This is a genomic window from Virgibacillus sp. GM2-2, from assembly GCF_055329585.1.
Window position 1 is genome coordinate 659638 of sequence record NZ_JBUZWC010000001.1, and the last position, 19477, is coordinate 679114.

At 35.2% G+C, this 19477-nt stretch carries 12 protein-coding genes; 4 read left to right on the forward strand and 8 right to left on the reverse strand.

Annotated features, from left to right (window positions below; translation table 11 throughout):
• Window positions 1-15 precede the first annotated feature (15 nt).
• From dptH to ACY9Z2_RS03070, 5 genes are all read right to left on the reverse strand, one after another.
• On the reverse strand, window positions 16-5274 hold the full coding sequence (dptH, locus tag ACY9Z2_RS03050) for a DNA phosphorothioation-dependent restriction protein DptH (RefSeq protein WP_463608125.1): 5259 nt from the start codon (window positions 5272-5274) through the stop codon (window positions 16-18).
• On the reverse strand, window positions 5255-6661 hold the full coding sequence (dptG, locus tag ACY9Z2_RS03055) for a DNA phosphorothioation-dependent restriction protein DptG (RefSeq protein WP_463608126.1): 1407 nt from the start codon (window positions 6659-6661) through the stop codon (window positions 5255-5257). Before dptG ends, dptH begins: the two co-directional genes overlap by 20 nt.
• Window positions 6658-8928, reverse strand: coding sequence for a DNA phosphorothioation-dependent restriction protein DptF (dptF, locus tag ACY9Z2_RS03060; RefSeq protein ID WP_463608127.1), 2271 nt, complete (start codon window positions 8926-8928; stop codon window positions 6658-6660). Before dptF ends, dptG begins: the two co-directional genes overlap by 4 nt.
• A 446-nt stretch (window positions 8929-9374) precedes the next feature.
• A complete protein-coding gene (gene cudC / locus ACY9Z2_RS03065; protein ID WP_463608128.1) occupies window positions 9375-9953 on the reverse strand; it encodes a choline uptake/conversion transcriptional regulator CudC in 579 nt (192 codons plus the stop codon).
• Between the two features lie 210 nt (window positions 9954-10163).
• Window positions 10164-11063, reverse strand: a complete 900-nt coding sequence (locus ACY9Z2_RS03070; protein WP_463608129.1) for a glycine betaine ABC transporter substrate-binding protein — start codon at window positions 11061-11063, stop codon at window positions 10164-10166.
• Between the two features lie 583 nt (window positions 11064-11646).
• Between ACY9Z2_RS03070 and betB the strand changes: the two genes are divergently transcribed.
• Together betB and betA are read left to right on the forward strand one after the other, a co-directional pair.
• Window positions 11647-13104, forward strand: coding sequence for a betaine-aldehyde dehydrogenase (gene betB, locus ACY9Z2_RS03075; RefSeq protein WP_463608277.1), 1458 nt, complete (start codon window positions 11647-11649; stop codon window positions 13102-13104).
• A gap of 286 nt (window positions 13105-13390) precedes the next feature.
• A complete protein-coding gene (gene betA / locus ACY9Z2_RS03080; protein ID WP_463608130.1) occupies window positions 13391-15073 on the forward strand; it encodes a choline dehydrogenase in 1683 nt (560 codons plus the stop codon).
• A gap of 247 nt (window positions 15074-15320) precedes the next feature.
• Here betA and ACY9Z2_RS03085 read toward each other — a convergent pair whose 3' ends face one another.
• Window positions 15321-15806 (reverse strand): hypothetical protein, encoded by a 486-nt coding sequence (locus ACY9Z2_RS03085; RefSeq protein ID WP_463608131.1) that lies wholly within the window; start codon window positions 15804-15806, stop codon window positions 15321-15323.
• Window positions 15799-16560, reverse strand: coding sequence for a MerR family transcriptional regulator (locus ACY9Z2_RS03090; protein WP_463608132.1), 762 nt, complete (start codon window positions 16558-16560; stop codon window positions 15799-15801). Before ACY9Z2_RS03090 ends, ACY9Z2_RS03085 begins: the two co-directional genes overlap by 8 nt.
• A gap of 532 nt (window positions 16561-17092) precedes the next feature.
• Here ACY9Z2_RS03090 and ACY9Z2_RS03095 point away from each other — a divergent pair.
• A complete protein-coding gene (locus ACY9Z2_RS03095) occupies window positions 17093-17680 on the forward strand; it encodes a DUF1062 domain-containing protein (protein WP_463608133.1) in 588 nt (195 codons plus the stop codon).
• A gap of 72 nt (window positions 17681-17752) precedes the next feature.
• Here the strand turns inward: ACY9Z2_RS03095 and ACY9Z2_RS03100 are convergent, their stop codons facing one another.
• On the reverse strand, window positions 17753-18793 hold the full coding sequence (locus tag ACY9Z2_RS03100; RefSeq protein WP_463608134.1) for an NAD(P)-dependent alcohol dehydrogenase: 1041 nt from the start codon (window positions 18791-18793) through the stop codon (window positions 17753-17755).
• 262 nt (window positions 18794-19055) lie between these two features.
• Here ACY9Z2_RS03100 and ACY9Z2_RS03105 point away from each other — a divergent pair, with 262 nt between their 5' ends.
• Window positions 19056-19463: a MerR family transcriptional regulator gene (locus tag ACY9Z2_RS03105; RefSeq protein WP_463608135.1), complete on the forward strand. Its 408-nt coding sequence runs from the start codon at window positions 19056-19058 to the stop codon at window positions 19461-19463.
• Window positions 19464-19477: the final 14 nt, after the last annotated feature.

Consider the following 19477-nt stretch of genomic DNA (forward strand, 5'->3'; position numbering starts at 1 on the left):
AGAAGGGAAGCATTTTTATATTCTTTCAGATAATGAGGTAATATTTACAACATTTGCAATTGGATTTGTTAGATTATCTTTTTGGTCTATAGTAGGGCCATGAACAATGCATTGCCCTTTTTTTAGACTAAGTAACTTTTCTTCCCACACTTTTTTTTCAGAAGGATCGTTCGTTAAACTTGCTGCAATATTAGATAATTCTTGTTCAGGTGGGGCAAAGTAAATTTTCTGAGAAGAATTTTGTAAACGAGCTAATTCGCCTTTATCTAATTGTGAACGTAAAAATTGTGTAGCATACCATCCCGACCATCCAAATTTTCTACCTTCTGTTAGAATCTTCGCAGAAGGCGACTTCTCTGTATGGTCAAGGTTTTGAGCCTCATCCATTATAACTGGCATTGGCTTATATTTATTACCGTTTCTAACCGAATAGTTCCAGAGATCCCAAAGGATAAACTCCGTTATAATTAACTGCACGTTTCTTGGAAACCCTGTTAATTGTATGATGAATACTTCTCCCTCACCATCAATAATCTTTTCCCAGCTAATTGTATCTTCATGGCTAAATGGATTACGGTCAATTAATGGTCTAATTTGTGAAAGAGCAGTTTTAGCATAATTTGAACCATCATTTTCTAACACTTCTTTTAACTTTGATAAATTCATTTCTTTATCGTACTGCTCCAAGCCATTGATTGTGGCTTCATAGATAGCATTCAATTGTTGGATACCTAATGAGGCGTAAACAGATTTGAAAACACTTTGAACTCTTTCAGCTACATCTGTATTTGACTCTGGAATTCGAATACCACCTATATCTCTCTCATTCTTACTAAATGGATTGATCGGAAATTGATCACTATATACAATTTGTTGCTTAAGCTTATTTCCCATGTATTCCTTGAACTCAGGTTCTAATTGATTTGGAAGGAAACCCTCTGTGTAGTCAATTACTATACTTGAAATATTTTGCTTAGCTTTTTCAAGGAGCAAACACTGCATAAAATAAGTTTTACCCTGTCCTGACTTTCCAGATATTAATAAATGGCGATTTGCTAACCCCTTGTTACCGTATTCCCAATATATTTTTTTATTCGAACCATCAATTTTTCCAATTGGTAAGCGAATATCTTCTAGTGATTGTTTGAATTTCGCATTCAGTTCACTTGGAGATCTACTTTTTTCATTTTCATGCTTAACTTCCTCATTTTTGGAGATAGAGGAATTTGGATTACTTACTCCCTCATCCGAATTAGTCGTTTTTTCCTTATGATTGGTTTCATCGATATTACTTTTGATTGACAGCTCTTCATTGTTTGAATCTTTGTCGCCTTTCACCAATTCATTATTAAAATGCTCTTCATCTTTCTTTTCAACCACGTAATTATTAGAAAGAAATTGATCTGCGATGAAATCATTTGGTTGATGTTGAATCCAATCATGAATATCAACTATATTTTGCGATACCCCTTCATAACCATCCAATTCAGTCAAATTCAGATTAAGAACGGAATCCTCCTTTTTAGCACTCCTATGAAAAACTCCCTTACTAAAGGATAAAACCGCCCCTTTTCCAATGTAAGGTTCTATTACATATGAAATCGTATATCGATCCTTTAGCAAATCCTCTAAGACCTTATTGGATAATTCGTAACCTTTTTCATTCCAAAATTCATTTTGATGTAATTTATTTGCATTTGAAATAATTAGATCGATAAAGAAATTCCTATAAAATTTAGTAACAAATAAATCATCTATTTCTTTTGTTAATGTTTCGCTTAATAATTTCGCTGTTTTTTCAACTTGGATCTTTGCTTTTTCAATGACAGAACTTTGATTGACCCCGATTTTAACTTCAACAGGATAAAAATAAAGTTCTTTATTAATTTGGTTAATACCTATTAGAAGTAAATCATCACTGTGTGCTCCTTTAGAGCCTAAATTTTTTGCACTAAAAACACCATTTCCACGGGTTAAATTAACCGCTCCAGCAACTCGTAGGATTTCCTCTAAAGAGATTGGAACCCATAAGATATCCGGGTGGTCCAAATATGCTAGTGAATATTTTATTCCAGAGATAATACTTAATTTTTCTCGATCCATATGCCCCTTAGAACCAATGATTCTTAATAACCACTCACCATTGAAACTATTAAATGCCTGTATGGCATTATTGATATTACCCGCAGTACTTTCTACACCCTTTTTTTCTAAGAATTCCTTGATAACATATCGGTATTGGTCTGATTTATTCGTCACGGTAATTGCATCATAACGACTAGAGGATGAATACTGGTCACTATAATGAATAACAATTAGGTCATCGTATTGATTATTAAAAAAATCTAAATCTACATTCGGATCAACAAAAGTGACCCAATATGATGATTTATAAATTTCTTCCAATTCTTCTTGGTCCATTTGTGTAGTTCTTGAGTAAATTCCGGAATTCTTATGATAACTATCATTACCATCATTTCTTAAATTTGCAGCTAACTCGTTCAAATAATAGGCAGTGCTTGTTACATAGTTTCCGTCATCTACATGATAGGTTCTAGTACCAAATCCACTTCTGTAACTTAATTCATCTTTCATCGAAGGCAAAGAAGAACTTAACCCTTCCAAAGATACGCCAGAACGCATCTCATCCATTGGAAGAATTGCTATATTTTCCCGCGCCTTCATATTATAGAAACTGATATGCGCATAATGTTGCTTTCCAAAAGAATCCTGTTTATAAAAGAATAGTTTTTCTTTCAAGATTCTAATAACATCCTCCTCATTGTAATCTTTTACTTCTTTACTTAATTCATATTCTTTAAAGAATTCATCAGAAGATTCAACTTGAGAAAAATAATCAAATGCGCTTTCTAAAGATTCATCTCTAAATAAAGAGATTTCTACTGGAATTAATCCATCCTCACCTTTGGTTTTTAACTGCTTGTTCATCCACTTCAAAACACCCTTTAAAATTTCTTTATCATTATTAATATTAATAACATTTATTTTTATTGGCGCATTGGAATTGGTTAAAAACAAATATTGAAAGTGTTTACTAAACTGAGTTAATTTATCTTCCACTACATTAGACAAATAATTGTCTGCATCAGCAACAGAAACTTGATTTACAGGTTTATATGGAAGCCATTCCATTACAGTGTATTCAAATTCAGGCTTTAAAAGTTTCCCATATTCATCATAAATAAAAGGTAAAAGTCCTTCAGGTGTTAAACGGTTTAAAATGTTTGAATCAATTTCTCTATCCTCTAACATTTCATATAACTTCAGCTTATATGAAACAATAAGTGGATGAAAAGGAGTTAAATAGGATTCATTTTGAGAATAAACTCGACCAAGTTTAAATAGATCAGTTCCTTTTAGACCGGCAGGATTGCCATCTGTAAAAGATTTAATTTCATCTATATATGCTTTGATGTATTCCAATGCCAACTCTTTATATTTCTTAGTTACATACGATAGACTAGGAATAGTTGCATTACTTTTGAAGTAATTCATCAACCTACTATAGCTTTCCATCAGTTCAACGCTTAAATTGATGTCAACCGCAACTAACTTATCAGAAACAATTTCAGCGCATTTTAAATTCTCACTCAAAAATTGGTCTTCCCACTTGAAAAATTTCTGATAATCTTGCTGAACATAGAATTCTCTATTTTCAATTTGTAGTCTATTATTGTTCTTATCCCACAGCATATCACTGGATAATTCTCTAATTAATGTCCAAATTTTCTTTCCGGTAATTGGTGTAGCTACATAGTTTTCATTTTTTATCAGTATTGGTAATCCAAAATGTTCAAAGTAAAGATAGAATTTAGATTCATCATTGTCATTGAAAGAATCTATTGTTGTAACAAGGTTTAATTGCAGACCTTCAGTAAAATGAAGGTCGATTCCGTCTGCCAGTTCAATTTCTTTCTTTTCATAACCGTCCCCGATTGTTAATATATTGGTATCATTAATCTTCACTTCAAGAAAGTTTTTATTTGTATTAACAATGTAATTTGATTTAATACTTTCAAGTTTTAGTGGTTCTATCGGTAATACCACGCAGTGCAATTCTGTACCGAGTGTATTTTCATTATCGTGTTTATAATTTAACTTGAAAAACTTAGCTCTCCTATCCCAATCAGTGCCTTCTAAATTAATTGTTATGACTAATTTTTCTTTTTGGATATTAAATAAAACTTGCTTTTCATTTATGTTATTGCTTGTGACTTTAAAGAATTCACGTGATAGCTTTACATTTGATGAAAGCTCAAATTGAACCTGGAATTTTAGTTCCTTCTCATGTTGAGCGTTAAAAAAAACAACTTGCCTTTTTCTCTTGCCTGCAGCCCTTTCACTTAAAGGCCTCTCCCATATCTTCTGATCCGTTAAAGGGTCTATTTTATGAAATTTTACTGTTTTTCTTTCATATTTTTTAGTGTAATCCTCTCGATATTTAAATACGTCTGTAAACAAAGTCGATTCCCAATTATCTTTAATTAACTCATTAGCACCGGTTGGGGAAAACAATTTCTCTAATTCATATTTTCCATGGCCATATTGATGAGCCTTATATACTTGTTCAAATAATTTACTATTTTCCTCCAACCTATTTCGTAATTCACTGCCCTTAAATCTGTCAAGATCAGGGTCTTTGAATAACCCTAATTCTGCATATTCCCTATCATCAATCCGACCTTGTTCAAGAGTCTTAAAGATACTTTCAAATTCGAAGATTGAGATATTCTTGTAAAACTGGTCTCTCATAATATTATTTAGGTGATCTTGTAGAATGATTTTTTCTACCTTTTTCAAATTACTATATTCAATATCTTTTTTCATCGTCTGATATAAAGACTCTGTGTGCAACGGCATACCTTCATGCTCAAGATTGCTACTCCCGCCCTTTACAGAATCCAAGTCTTCGGAAACGATAAATAAAATAGATGTGTTTTCAAACTTATTGGTTTGTTCACCAACCATGTTTCGTAGAGTTACTAAATAATCAGCTTTAACTTCTGCAGAATTGCTAGAAATAATCAGAAAAGAATCTTTAAAAGAAATTCCAAATGTTTTATATTCGTTACCTTGGCTATGCTTATAAGAAAAAGTTTCAACATCTTTCGTTTCCCTAAAAGAGTTCACCAAGTTCTCCACTTCTTTCTCGGAATCCATAGAAATATAAAATCGATCCCCTGGAGAAGGTGAATTTGAAATAAAATATTCTGTTAAAATATTCGTAATGTAGTTATAGAATTGGTTTAACATATTGGGCATCACCACTATCACTTTTTTTATCAATAATATTCAGCTTATTAAATAATGTAATAATTTCTTTTTTGGTATAGCGGTCTACTGCTATACCTCTTCGTTCAAACTCTTTGAATAAATCATTTAAAGGTATTCTTCTATCTTTCACACTAACAGCGGTGATCAATAATAAGAAATCATATTTCATATTAAAAACACCACCTAAACTACCTCTATTCTTTAAAAATTCACCTGCACCAAGGTCTTCCTGATTTTCTCCAAATCTTTGTGCTACTCGTCTACTAGTACCCTTTTTTAATGAAGTAAACAATGCCTTCATTGCTTCTGTTACACTTGAAAACTCAGAATGAAGCTCTAGATTATGTAGATTATTATATTCGAGTAACCATTTGTTTAAGTCATCTAAATATTTTTCCTCATCTAATTCACCGCTATTGATATGATTTAGAATATCCCTATAAGTAAATAACCTTATTTTTTCATTTTGACTAATATTTGAATCGTTCAACGTATTATAGCTTAGATGCGCCAACGTATGGAGATGTGGAAATAGATTTTCATGGTAAGATTTTATTGTTTTATAGCTTGCTAAATCATTATATGCCTTTCTTCTTTTTGTCAGCGATTCCCATTCAAGTGTGAAGTATAGCGGCTCGAGGTCATTATATTTACCTTCCTCGAACTTTTCCAACTGTAGAATTAATTGATTTATATACATGAATGTATAATACTGTGTTAATAAAGGGAACCACTGAATAAAGCTTTCTTTATAATTTTGTAGATACAGAAGATCTTCCTGATAAAGGTCTGGGATTTTCGGTAATAATATTTGGTACTCTCTATTTAGCTTCTTTTTCGCCTTCAAAACATCCAGCTTAGTAAGAATCAATTCCGTTAAAATATCATTTGACTGCTTATTATTAAAAATCCTTGCAATTTCATCTTCTTTTCCATCTACGAATAATTCACTAAGAAACTTTCCATACTTTCTAAATTCATTGTGGTTTTTTCCAGTCATGACATAATTGAAAAGATGCGGATGAATGAGTTTTATATTAGTTCCATTAAATATATATTCATTGAGAAATTTTACAAAGGCATACTTATCATCTTCATTATTAAACTTAATACTATCAGCTACGCAGTGTGTAAAAGGATGTTCATTACCTTCATAAGAATATACCTGTTGCTTAAGCTTTCCGGAATCAACTTCGTAATTACAAACATTTCTAACGTACTCCCCAATAACACCTTTGAAATTTTTTTTAACACCTCCAGGTCGTTTTGTTAAAAAAGGAACAGTATCTAGGGCAAAGCTGTCATCATGTTTGTTTTTCTTTTCAAACTGTTCTTTTAACCAGTCCCAATATAAAACCTTACTCATGTTTTATCTTCCTTTTCTAATATGAAATCACTGCCAAAATCATCTTTAAGTAACGTAAACATTTCCTGTGAATTTTTATGATAGATCAATATTTCCTCTTTTTTATTTCCCCATGCAGAAATTTTGTCAATAAACTCTACAAACTTAATCGCTTCTTCCTCATCCCGCTTGTTTGGACGATATCCATTTTCAACGTCCCGAAGTAACTCGTATAAAATATAGTCAATCTCTAAACTAGCTATTTCTTTAGTATTCTCATCTTGATAACAGAAATAAATATAATCCTTAAAGGAATTTAGTAAAGTTGGATCTTTATGAGTGTTTATTCTCTGAAGAAAGGGTTTTAATTTTATTTTCTGGGCTAACCTATAATTTTCATCCGGATGGTTAATGAAGATATAGTCTTTTTTTGGTGAACCTCTCCACTTAAAAATTGTAGTCTTTACAGAATCATAAAACTTTCTAATTTTTTCTTTATTATCAGTATTGAATGCATATAAAAACCTTAAGTAACTTTTGTAGGAATTGTCGATCATTTCCTTTTCAAATACTTCATTTGAAAGGTAGATCAAGCGTATATATGATTCTGTAAAAAAGTTTAAAACATTTCCTTCTAGATCATCTAATTCTATAAAAGGGGATAACCATTTTACAGCTAATTCATCCTTTAAATGAAGCTTAAGTGACTTCCAGTTGTCTAATACATTCAACTGCATGATAAGGCTATCAATATAACTGATCCGATAATGGATCGGATCAGATTCCTGAATAGCTGCATTGATTTCCGAACGGTCTGGCTTAGTGAACAGCAGATTCGGAAGTGCATTATCCAGAATCTCAAATTCAGATAAGTGACTAGTATCTTCTTGTTTTCTAGGTATTAGGATGTCTGAAATAAAGTTTAAAAATGCTCTAGCAGAAATAATCAATTTCTTCTTTATAATTGCCTGCAAAATTAAACTAACAACCATCCTTTGTACATTTTTATTTCTAAGGAACTGATAATTATCATGTAACATAGTAATCTTACTGTTTTTAATGTCTTCTTCATATGCGGCATGGAAGGGATTTTTAACATCTACTTTAGTAATTTTTCCCAATAAGCCCTCGTAAAAACTAGAAACCGCTCCATTTTCAGTTAGCTCATAAGAATGATAGTCACCAAAACTTAGTAACGTCATGTTGCCTTCTTCATAGAAAGTTGTTATTTCTTCGGTAAACAGTTTGCTGTCTATAACAAATTGTTTTAAATTGTTATATTTATCCTCAATATGCTCCTGATTCATAAAATTATTTAGCACACCCATATTAATAGCAAGAATAAGCTTTTTACTGGGTTGATTAGCACATCGGTCAGAAAAGTCAACTAGAGCTTCATCTAAAGTTTCAATTGCTGTCTTTTCAGGTGAAAAACTCTCTGTAGCATCATTATGGAAATCATAGTCTTTTACCAAATCTGGTCTTCTTTCTTTTAGATAAGATAAAAGGTGGGATTTACCGTCCCCCACATTCCCGCATAATAAAATCAAATGTCTAGACTCTCCACTATGTTTTTCCAAGGCTTCTTCGAGGTCTAATTGTATCTTTCGATCTACATGTAGATACTTTTTAAACTTACTAAATTGGCGTGGGTTCTCAATTGCTTCTTTTGACGAATCTTTTAAACGCATAATTTCCCTTAATAAATAGCTTTGATTTGGTTCCAAATTTTTTTCAATAACTTGCTTCGGTGTCTTTTCTTCTTTATTTGTGGATCCTGACTTTGAACCTTCAACATTGCGTTTAGGTAAATTATTTTTCTTCATCATTTCTTGCAATTTCCGCTGAATAATTGCTTCCATTTTTTCTTCCGAATTGTTTTTTGGTGCAGAATAAACTGGTGGAATAATTTCTTCATATAAATATAACTCTGCATACCATACAGCAATTTTATATATTTCTTTATGAACTTTAAAAGCTTCAGCAAGTTCTACTTCATTACCAACGTGTGCTCCTTTATTACCTGCAATTCGTATGGTGTAAAATGATTTTTGAATTTCTTTATTAAGAAGATCCTCACGACTTAATTTAGATATTTTCTCATATAGTTTTGCATATTCTATGTACATACCTTCCTTTTCCATAACCCTATCGATTATAATTTCAGCAAATTTCCTTGCGTTGACAATTGAATTACTTGGGTAATCAAAAATAGTTTCTTCCATATATTTAACTTCTCTAGCAGCCTGATTATTAAATTTATTAATAAATTCTACTAATTCACTCATAGGTATCGCTCCTATTTCCCGACTATTAATTTAAATTATTTTTAATTGTAACATATTTGTAATTTTATCATATAAAACCTTAATTTAATAGGCGTAGGGGCTGTTATAATGATTGAGGAATTTAACATTACCAGTTGTATCGAGGTACCAAGAGGCTGATACCAAAAGGGTAGCTGACTTATTGTGTTACAATTGTTATTTATTTATAAGCGCCTTGTGTTCCTTTTTGTTAACTGGACGTTTGGACGAGCCTATTAATATGATTATTCACACTCACATTTCGAATACTTGCTATCCATTACATATTAATCATCAATACTAGCTAGTTCTTAAAATTATTCTGTGAATTAAAGGGTCAGCCCCACAACGCTTACACTTTAGCGCATTGAGGCACTGACCCTTTTCATGATGGTTATTTTCACGGCTCAGAAATATCCTTATTCTAACTAACCTCTCTTCCCAGCATCTTCCACAGGTATATAATCATATATCTCACCTGACTTAGTAAGCTTCGTAAGCTTATCCAACCAACGATAATAGACTAAGGCTTCATCGAGCTGTTGATAATGCAACTTAGCTTTTTCTCGTAATGTTTCATCTGTTTCACTATCTTCCATTACCTCTTTGAGTTGTTCTTGAGACTTCTTAATACTAACCATAAACATACTTACTTCCCGTTCCCATTTCGTACCAAAGAACTGTGAGAAATAATTGAAAAAGTTTTTTTCTGCCATGAAGGTATCTTTTCTGGAACCCTTTTGCCATACCTTCTGAACAATATTAATTTCCTGAAGTTTTCTAACCGATGTACTCATGCTTGGTTTACTCATCCCGAGTGCATCTTTCATTTCATCCAGGGTAATTGGTTGATGCTTAAAATACATGGTTGCGTATAGACGTCCAACTGAAGGGGTAATACCATAAAGGTCCATCGTCTCTGAAATCGTATTTACCATCATACCTTCAGCTTGGTCAATTTTTTCTTTGGCTTTTTCATTCGTAAAATTGTTTTGCTTTCCTTCCATTGTGGCACCTCTTTTTTGTGGTAAATAAGAACATTTTCATTGTTAAATTGATTAATAATAAATTAAATGTTTCTTTCATTTTATAGTTAATAATACGAAGATGCAACTCAAGTTCAGCAATAGTTTTCCTATAAAATTCCTAGCAAAAAAGTTTCATTCTTGAAGAAAAAGAGACGATTCTCCTATCGAGTACCGTCTCTTTTCACTATCTTACTTCATCCATTTTTCAACTAAATCTTGATTTTCTTCCACCCATTTTTGCGCGCCTTTAAGCGGGTTGTCTCTATTATCTTTAATACTAATCATTAATTCACCAAGTTGCTTGTCGCTTAGTTTAAAGTTTTTCAACCACTTACTCACTTTTTCATTGTCTTCGGCAAATCCATCACGAGTTGCCATATAGATTTTTTCTACTCCACCAAAGGTTTTCTTCGGATCTTCTAAGAATTTTAAGTCCACTTCAGAAAAGATATAATGTGGTTTCCATAGCGGTGCAACGATTGGTTCCTTATTTTTCACCGCATCCTTAATGGATGCGATCATTGCTGCAGTACTGCTCGCTACCAATTCATAATCAAGACCGTATTCCTTAATTACATCTTGTGTTACTAGCATTGTTCCTGCGCCAGATTCAAAGCCAATTATTTCGCCGTTAAATTTCTCTTTGTATTCATTTAAATCCTTAATGCTGTTTACATTTTCCATATACGTTGGAACGGCCAATCCAACCTTCCCATTTTCATACCACGGATTTTCGAAAAAATTAACTTCGTCTTTATACTGTTCATAGTAAGTCTTATCCTGTACAGGCAACCAAATTTCCGGTGCCACATCCAAATCTCCTGAAGCCAAAGCAGCCATCTGAGGACCCATGTCCAGAAGCTTAAACTCTACACTATAGCCTTTATCTTCTAAAATGGCCTTCCACAAATTTGTAACTGCAATATTTTCTGGCCAATTAATCTGACCAATCGTGATTGTCCCTTTGCTTTCACTTGAGTCACCGGTTGCACTACCTGATTCTTCACTTTCACTAGTTGAACCGCAAGCTGCTAGTCCAAAGAGAAGTATTGTAAATAATATTAATTGCGTAATTCTACGGAAATTCATTGATTGTCAAACCCTTTCTATTTTTTATAGTGGCAAACATTTAGTAAAAACATACACCTTTGCCAGAAGTGCTCTTCAATCTAATTACGTCCCCCTTTTTATTAAATAAAATAAATTCATTTAATTTTTTTTGAATGTTTTTACTCTACCTAATAGGTTAACGAAAGATTTCGTTTTGTCAAATTGAAACGGTTCATTTTGTCTTGCTATGGTGCTGTTATGCCTTTTTATATACAGTAACGGACAGAGAATCTCTTATTTTGCATTTTGAGTGTGTTTTTGAAGATTAAAGGACACAGGATTCCTTATTCAGTATGCAATGTACAATTTCCACCTACTTTCACCTAAATAAGGGATCCTCAGTCCGCGAACAACCGGATTCACCCCTATTATTCACAAATAAGGAACTGTGTGTCCGCTCTCTTCAAACCCACCTTGAATTTCAGGTAGTACTACCTAAACGGAGTCTTGTTTGACAAGTGATGAAACATACTGTTAGGATAAAACCATTAACAATATTTAATTTTTATTTAACAAATTTAACATAATTCCATAAAGGAGTGAGAATGTGAGCTTACAAAGAATGTATATAAATGGTGAGTGGGTTAACGCCAAATCTGGGGAAACACGTGAAATCATTAACCCGTACAATCAAGAAGTCATCGCGACCGCTGCAGAAGGAAATGCGGAAGATACGCGAGCAGCTATTCAAGCAGCAAGGTTAGCATTTGATAAAGGCGGCTGGAGCACTTTACCTGCTAGTGAACGTGGTGAGCTGGTTTACAAAATAGGCACTTTAATCAAGCGTGACTTGGAAGAACTAGCTAAATTAGAAACATTGGATACAGGTAAAACAGTCGAAGAAAGCCGTGCTGATATGGCTGACATCGCGAACGTGTTCTTTTACTTCGGTGGATTAGCCGATAAAGATGGTGGTGAAGTCATTGCCTCGCCAATCCCAAACAGTGAAAGTAAAGTGGTTCGCGAACCGGTTGGTGTCTGCGGCCAAATCACACCTTGGAATTATCCTTTATTGCAGGCGGCATGGAAAATTGCACCGGCTTTAGCAGCAGGTAACACCATTGTGATGAAACCGAGTGAGATCACACCTTTAACAACCGTTAAAGTCTTTAAACTAATTGAAGAGGTTGGCGTACCAAAGGGTGTAGCCAACTTAGTACTTGGTTCCGGGGCATCTGTTGGTGCTGAACTTGCTACTAGTAATGAAGTTGATTTAATTTCATTCACCGGTGGCATTGAAACCGGTAAAACCATCATGCAGGCAGCCAGTCATAATGTGAAAAAAATTGCACTTGAGCTTGGCGGAAAGAACCCGAATATCGTTTTTGCCGATGCTGACGTTGAAACAGCGGTTGATCAGGCGTTAAATGCTGTATTTTTCCATGCAGGTCAAGTTTGTTCTGCAGGTTCTAGACTGTTAGTTGAAGAAAGCATCCACGATGAATTTGTTGAAGCACTTGTTGAACGCACAAAACGTATCAAACTAGGCAATGGTTTTGACGAAAATACAGAAAGTGGCCCGATGATTTCGGCAGAACACCGCGCAAAGGTGGAAAACTATGTGGAAATCGGTAAGAACGAAGGAGCTAAGCTAGCTGTAGGCGGAAAACGCCCGGATGGTCCTTCATTACAGAACGGCTTTTTCTATTTACCTACCATTTTTACAAACTGTACAAACGATATGCGAATTGTTCAGGAAGAAGTATTCGGCCCGGTATTGACAATAGAAACGTTCAAAACGAAAGAGGAAGCTGTCAAGTTGGCGAACGATACGATTTATGGCTTAGCTGGAGCCGTCTGGACAGAAGATTTGAGTAAAGCAGAATTTGTTGCAGCGCGCTTACGAATGGGTACCGTGTGGATTAATGACTTCCACCCTTACTTTGCACAAGCACCGTGGGGCGGTTACAAGCAATCAGGTATTGGCCGTGAACTTGGTCGAGAAGGCATGGATGAATATACCGAAGTGAAGCATATTTATCGTAACAAGCGACCTGAACCGGTTAACTGGTTTAAGTAAACACAATCAATAGCTCCAAGCCTTTTTCCAATAAGGCTTGGAGCTATATTACGTTTATAGCACGGTATACCTTGTTTTACCTAAAAAACTAGCCGATGTTTTACAAGTTATCCATAACGTGTTATATTAATATTGTTTGATACGTTAAAAATATATTTAACAAACTAAATAAAATAATAAAAACAAGAAGATGAACTGGAGTGTTAGATTCGTTCAGCACAATATTTTAGGGTAAATGACTTCATCTTCCTTGCAAGCAGTAACCATTCTCAAGGAGGTAATTTAAATGAATAAAACATACGATTATGTAATTGTTGGCGGTGGTAGTGCAGGTTCTGTACTCGGTAACCGTCTAAGTATAGATAAAAATAAAAGTGTGCTTGTTCTAGAAGCTGGCCGTAATGATTATTTTTGGGATTTATTTATTCAAATGCCAGCAGCGTTGATGTTTCCATCAGGCAACAAACTCTATGACTGGATCTATTCTACCGACCCTGAACCTTATATGGATGGACGTCGTGTTGCGCATGCACGCGGGAAGGTACTTGGAGGATCAAGTTCAATTAATGGCATGATCTATCAACGTGGTAACCCGATGGACTATGATAAATGGGGCGCCGAAGAAGGTATGGAAAACTGGGATTATGCACATTGTCTACCATATTTTAAACGACTGGAAACAACCTTTGGTGCAGATCCAGATGATGAATATCGTGGGCATCATGGTCCTGTTAAATTAAAGCGTGGACCAGCAACGAATCCTTTATTTCAAGCCTTTTTCGATGCCGGTGTTGAGGCTGGATACTCCAAAACACCAGATGTAAACGGTTTTCGCCAGGAAGGCTTTGGTCCATTTGACAGTCAAGTGCACAACGGCAGACGCGTTTCTGCGTCACGAGCATATTTACGTCCTGCAATGAAGCGCAAAAACCTTACCGTAGAAACACGTGCTTTTGTTACGAGTATCAATTTTGATGGCAAAAAAGCACAAGGTGTAACCTATCAACAAAATGGAAAAACCTATACGGTTAACGCAGGCGAAGTCATTCTTTCTGGAGGAGCATTCAACACGCCGCAATTATTACAACTGTCTGGTGTGGGTGACGAAGAGCATTTACGTTCACTTGGTATTGATCCGGTGCTTCATTTGCCAGGTGTAGGCGAAAATCTAGAGGATCATCTTGAAGTATATATTCAGCACGCTTGTCCACAGCCAGTATCCATGCAGCCTAGCTTAAATAAAGCGAAAATGCCGTGGATTGGCTTGCAATGGTTACTTGGACGTAAAGGACCCGCGGCATCAAACCATTTCGAAGGTGGCGCATTCGTCCGTTCAAATGATGAAGTTGATTATCCAAATCTTATGTTCCATTTCCTACCGCTTGCGGTTCGATATGATGGGCAAAAAGCAGATACTGATCACGGCTTCCAGGTACACGTTGGACCGATGTACTCCAACTCCAGAGGTAGCCTGAAAATCCGTTCACGTAACCCTTTCGAGTACCCAAGTATTGTATGTAACTATCTATCTACCGAAGAGGATCGACAAGAATGGATTGAAGCAATACGCGTTACTCGGGACATCCTATCGCAACCAGCATTAGCACCATACAGCACCGGTGAAATTTCACCTGGGCCATCTGTTCAAACGGATGAGGAAATTCTAGAATGGGTTAAGAAAGATGCAGAAACAGCACTTCACCCATCTTGTACGGCAAAAATGGGTCCAGCTTCCGACCCGATGGCAGTTGTAGATCCAGAAACCATGAAAGTCCATGGCCTGGAAAATGTACGGGTTGTTGATGCATCTGCTATGCCACATACAACAAACGGAAATATCCACGCACCAGTGTTAATGCTGGCAGAGAAAGCAGCAGATATTATCCGTGGTCAAAGACCAATGAAGCCTGAGTATAAGGAGTTTTACCGTCATGGCGTTCATGCGGCGGATGCGGGTACGGTTAAGTAGTAATAGGGGCGGTTTGTTGGGGTGCCATTACCTCCCGTACTAAGTTGCGGTAGTTTTTTGCAAACACCTTAATTATGATGCTCACTGCATAGCTAGAATAAAAAATTCGGCATTCGCCCTTAATAGTGAATGCCGAATTTTTTATATGATCTACAATCATTTTATAATTTCTAATGTTATTGGAGGATTCCAACCCTATTCCCAGTTGAAGTAAGTGCTATGTAGGTAAAAAGAGGTTTGGTGTTCTCTACAGCTTATACTCTTCACCGCTACGTAGGTAATAGGCTACAAATGAAAAAGCTTCATCTAAAGTTAAAATGTCCCAGTTTTCCTTTCGCTGCTTCCTGTCACCGGGTACATGATGATGGTGGTGAGGTTCTGATTTAATCCTGTATTTCTCTGGGGTTCCTGGCGCATCATGTGATTCATTTTCCCAAGCCGAAATATGATGATATAGCTTGCCCATTTTTGGGACAATAATTTTCCATTGGTAATGGTACTCTATAACAACGCCCTCTTGATATTTTTCTGTTGCATGTAATCCAGTCTTTCCATGAACAGGGTGCTCAATCAGTGGAAATAATACAGATAACTTTTTATTCGTTCGCTTATATTTACCATATATCGAATCATTTGGTGGCAATTGAGGATAATTACATAACAAGTCACCATATTTCCCTAGTATCTCTGGGATGTCAGCGGGAAGAAGGGTTTTTTCAGTATCTCTAGTCAAAATCCTTCTCTCCTATAACTTGAATGGTTAACTCCTCTTCCTCTTCAAGAAGATCACGCCATTCATAGTAATCAGATGGATCATCCATTGCATCAATATCTACTCCTTTAAAGGCGTTTTCAAAGTAAGGAGTTTTGTATTTTTTCTTATAGTGCATCAATTCTTCGTAAACTTCACTCAACCGTTCTTCAGGAGTTTGACGTAATCGCTTCTTCTCTTGAAAAAGATATTGCATTTTAATGCAATACACGGGGTCTTTCCAGAGTTCTACCGCATGTATCGGAATCTTATTATGAGAAGACGTATCTATATGTTCAAATCCCTGTTTCATATATTTATTCAATGTTACGTTAGATACACCTAGAAGTTCTGCTGCTTGTTTTGGTTTAATCAAGTAGTCCTCTCGATATTCAAATTCAATAGCTTGACCACTAATTTTGTAATACCAATCCTCTAAATCCAACTTAAGTTTTCCAAACTCTAAATCACTAATTGGCGAACTAAGAATCATTAACCTTTTTAACCAATCTAATAACGCCAGACGGTTTTTATCCGATAAAATATATTGCTCATTGAAATGAAGGTAGAAAGTATCAAAGGTGATTTCCTTTAGGCGATCCTTAAAAGTTCCTAACATGATGACGATAATTTGGCTCAACACATAGCTTGTCTCTTTTTCCATCTTTGACTTACTTTGTAACTTATAAGCGTTTTCAATATCTTTTTCAGTTTCTTCGAATATTGTTGTGGTCATCATCTTCACCCTCTTCCACCTCCATTATAGCTTATAGTTAACGAAATGTCTATTTTTACTAATTAACGATTTATATATAATCATTAATTATTATATCCAGAAGTAAAATACATATTCGTGAACGTATAAAACAATTGTAAACAAACATATTATTAGTTTTGGTTGTTTTTCCATTCCTCTATGAAGCTATGCGACAAATATGTTTGATAGAATACCAATGGAGTAATTAAACAATATTGATTTAAAGGATAAAACTGGTATACTACACATACAGGAGAAGTACGGAAGGTGGAATTGGTTTGCCAACATACTTGTAATGGTTTCGTAGCAGCATAGTACATTTCTATTTTTGAACACTGTTGTTCAACGACGGGAGAAGTGTGCCTATTTTTAACCATTACAGGGAGCGCAGGATATTCAGTTGTATTTCAATTCCAGCGGGGTACCTATAAGGTATTCCGCTTTTTTAGTGGGAAATTTTCTCCATTCAATCGTTTTTTGCGTTCCTCTGCAAAATAGGAGGAACCACTTTATGGATTTAACTAATCTATTTACGTATGAGATCATTGCTCAGGAAACACCTCATATAAATCGAAACTGCAGTAAGTGTAAAATGAACACAGAATTTTATTGTAGTGAGAAGTTTAGGGTAAATGCGAATCAGAAACTAGTTGATATTTGGCTTATTTATAGCTGTATACATTGTGAAGGAACTTGGAATTACCCGATTTTATCGAGGGTAAATATTAGTAAAATTGACGCTATGCTCATTCAAAAGTTTATGAATAATGATCGAGAGACAATCTGGTACTATGCCTTTCAAATCAATAAACTAAGAAAGCTATGTAACAATGTGAATACAGATATCCGTTACGAGTTAAGAAAAGATAAACCGGATTCACTATCCGAGGAAGTCACGATCAGACTTTGCTATAAATATGATTTTGGTCTGCGAATAGATAAATTACTCGCAGAAATCTTTGGCATTTCAAGGTCAAAAATAAATAAAATGTTTCAAAAAGAAGCTATTTTACTAAGTCCAAACATGAATAAGAAGAACAAGGTTATCGATAATCTACAAATCACGGTCATAGGTGACTGGTACAAAATTGATCAGTGATAAATTAAAATGGAGTGTCTAAAAAGCAATGCTTTAAAGACACTCTATTTTATTAACAAATCATTTACTTCATTACATAGTACTGATGTCAATGACAAATCGATACTTCACATCGGATCCCAAAACGCGTTCATACGCTTCATCAATTTGATCTGCAGAGATGACCTCAATATTAGGAGCAATGTTATGTTCTGCACAGAAATTTAGCATTTCCTGTGTTTCCCGAATACCTCCAATTAACGATCCTGCATACGAACGACGACGACCAATTAACGAAAATGCATTTACTGACAATGGTTCTGCTGGCGCACCAACATTCACAAGCGTACCATCTAATGTTAACAAGGAGAGAAATGCATCTACATCGATCTTTGCACTTACTGTATTAATAATCAGGTCAAATGTTCCAGCTAGTTTCTCAAATGTAGCTGGGTCACTTGTGGCATGATATGCACTCGCTCCAAACTCTAATCCATCTTCCTTTTTATTTAACGTCCGTGACAACACGGTAACGTCTGCACCCATCGCATGCGCAATTTTAACAGCCACGTGCCCAAGGCCTCCCATGCCAACGACAGCGACTTTCTTTCCAGGTCCAGCATTCCAGTGGTTTAATGGAGAAAACGTCGTAATACCTGCACAAAGTAACGGTGCTGCAGCATCCAATTCAATATCATCTGGAATGCTTAATACGAAATCCTCTGTAACAACGATATGGGTAGAATAGCCACCTTGTGTTGGCTCACCGTATTTATCAACGCCATTGTATGTTGGGACATTCCCTTTTAAACAGTATTGTTCCTCACCTTTACGGCAATTCTCACATTCACCACAAGAATCGACCATGCAACCTACACCAACGCGATCGCCTTCTTTGTATTTGGTTACTTCAGGGCCAACACCTGTCACAATACCTGCAATCTCATGTCCAGGAACAAGTGGGTAGTTTACTTCTCCCCACTCAGCTTTTGCAGTATGAATATCTGAATGACATATCCCTGCATATTTTATCTCGATTAAAATATCCTTTGAATCTAACTCACGTCGTTGAATTTCAGCTGATCGGAATGATTTATCCGGTCCGTCAACAGCTCTTGCTTTAGCAATTACCATATAAATTCCTCCTATGACGTATTTTTTAAGAGAACATGCTTTTTTAGACAAATGAATTGCTTAGTTAAAAGATATTTTCATTTATCGATTATTCTCTTTGAACACATGTTAATGTTTAGAGTTAACTCTAGGTCAAGTAGAAAACTCAATTTTTACTATGATAGATTCATAAGGAGTTTTGACAACCCTCATCGGCCATGGTAAAATTCGCTTCAAACTTCAAGTTAACTCGAGGTTTATACCTTTAGGAGGAAGATACAAGATGAAAAAATATTCCATTAGCCAGGTTGCAAAAGCGTTGGATCTTACCGTCTACACGTTACGATACTATGACAAAGAAGGACTGCTGCCATTTGTAGAACGTACAGATAGTGGTACAAGAGTATTTAAAGAGTCGGATATTGAGGCGTTAAAAGTCATTGAATGTTTAAAAGCAACCGGGATGCCAATTAAGGAAATAAAGAATTTTATTGATTGGTGTTCAGAAGGGGATACCTCATTGCAACAAAGATATGATATGTTTTTAGAAAGGAAAGCTACAGTAGAAGCACAGATGGAAGAATTAAAAAAGACAATGGAACTTATTGAACATAAATGTTTCTATTACAAAACTGCGTTGGATGCTGGAACAGAGGATGTTCATAAAGGTGATAGGATAGAGATTACGTGATTATTAGATAAAAA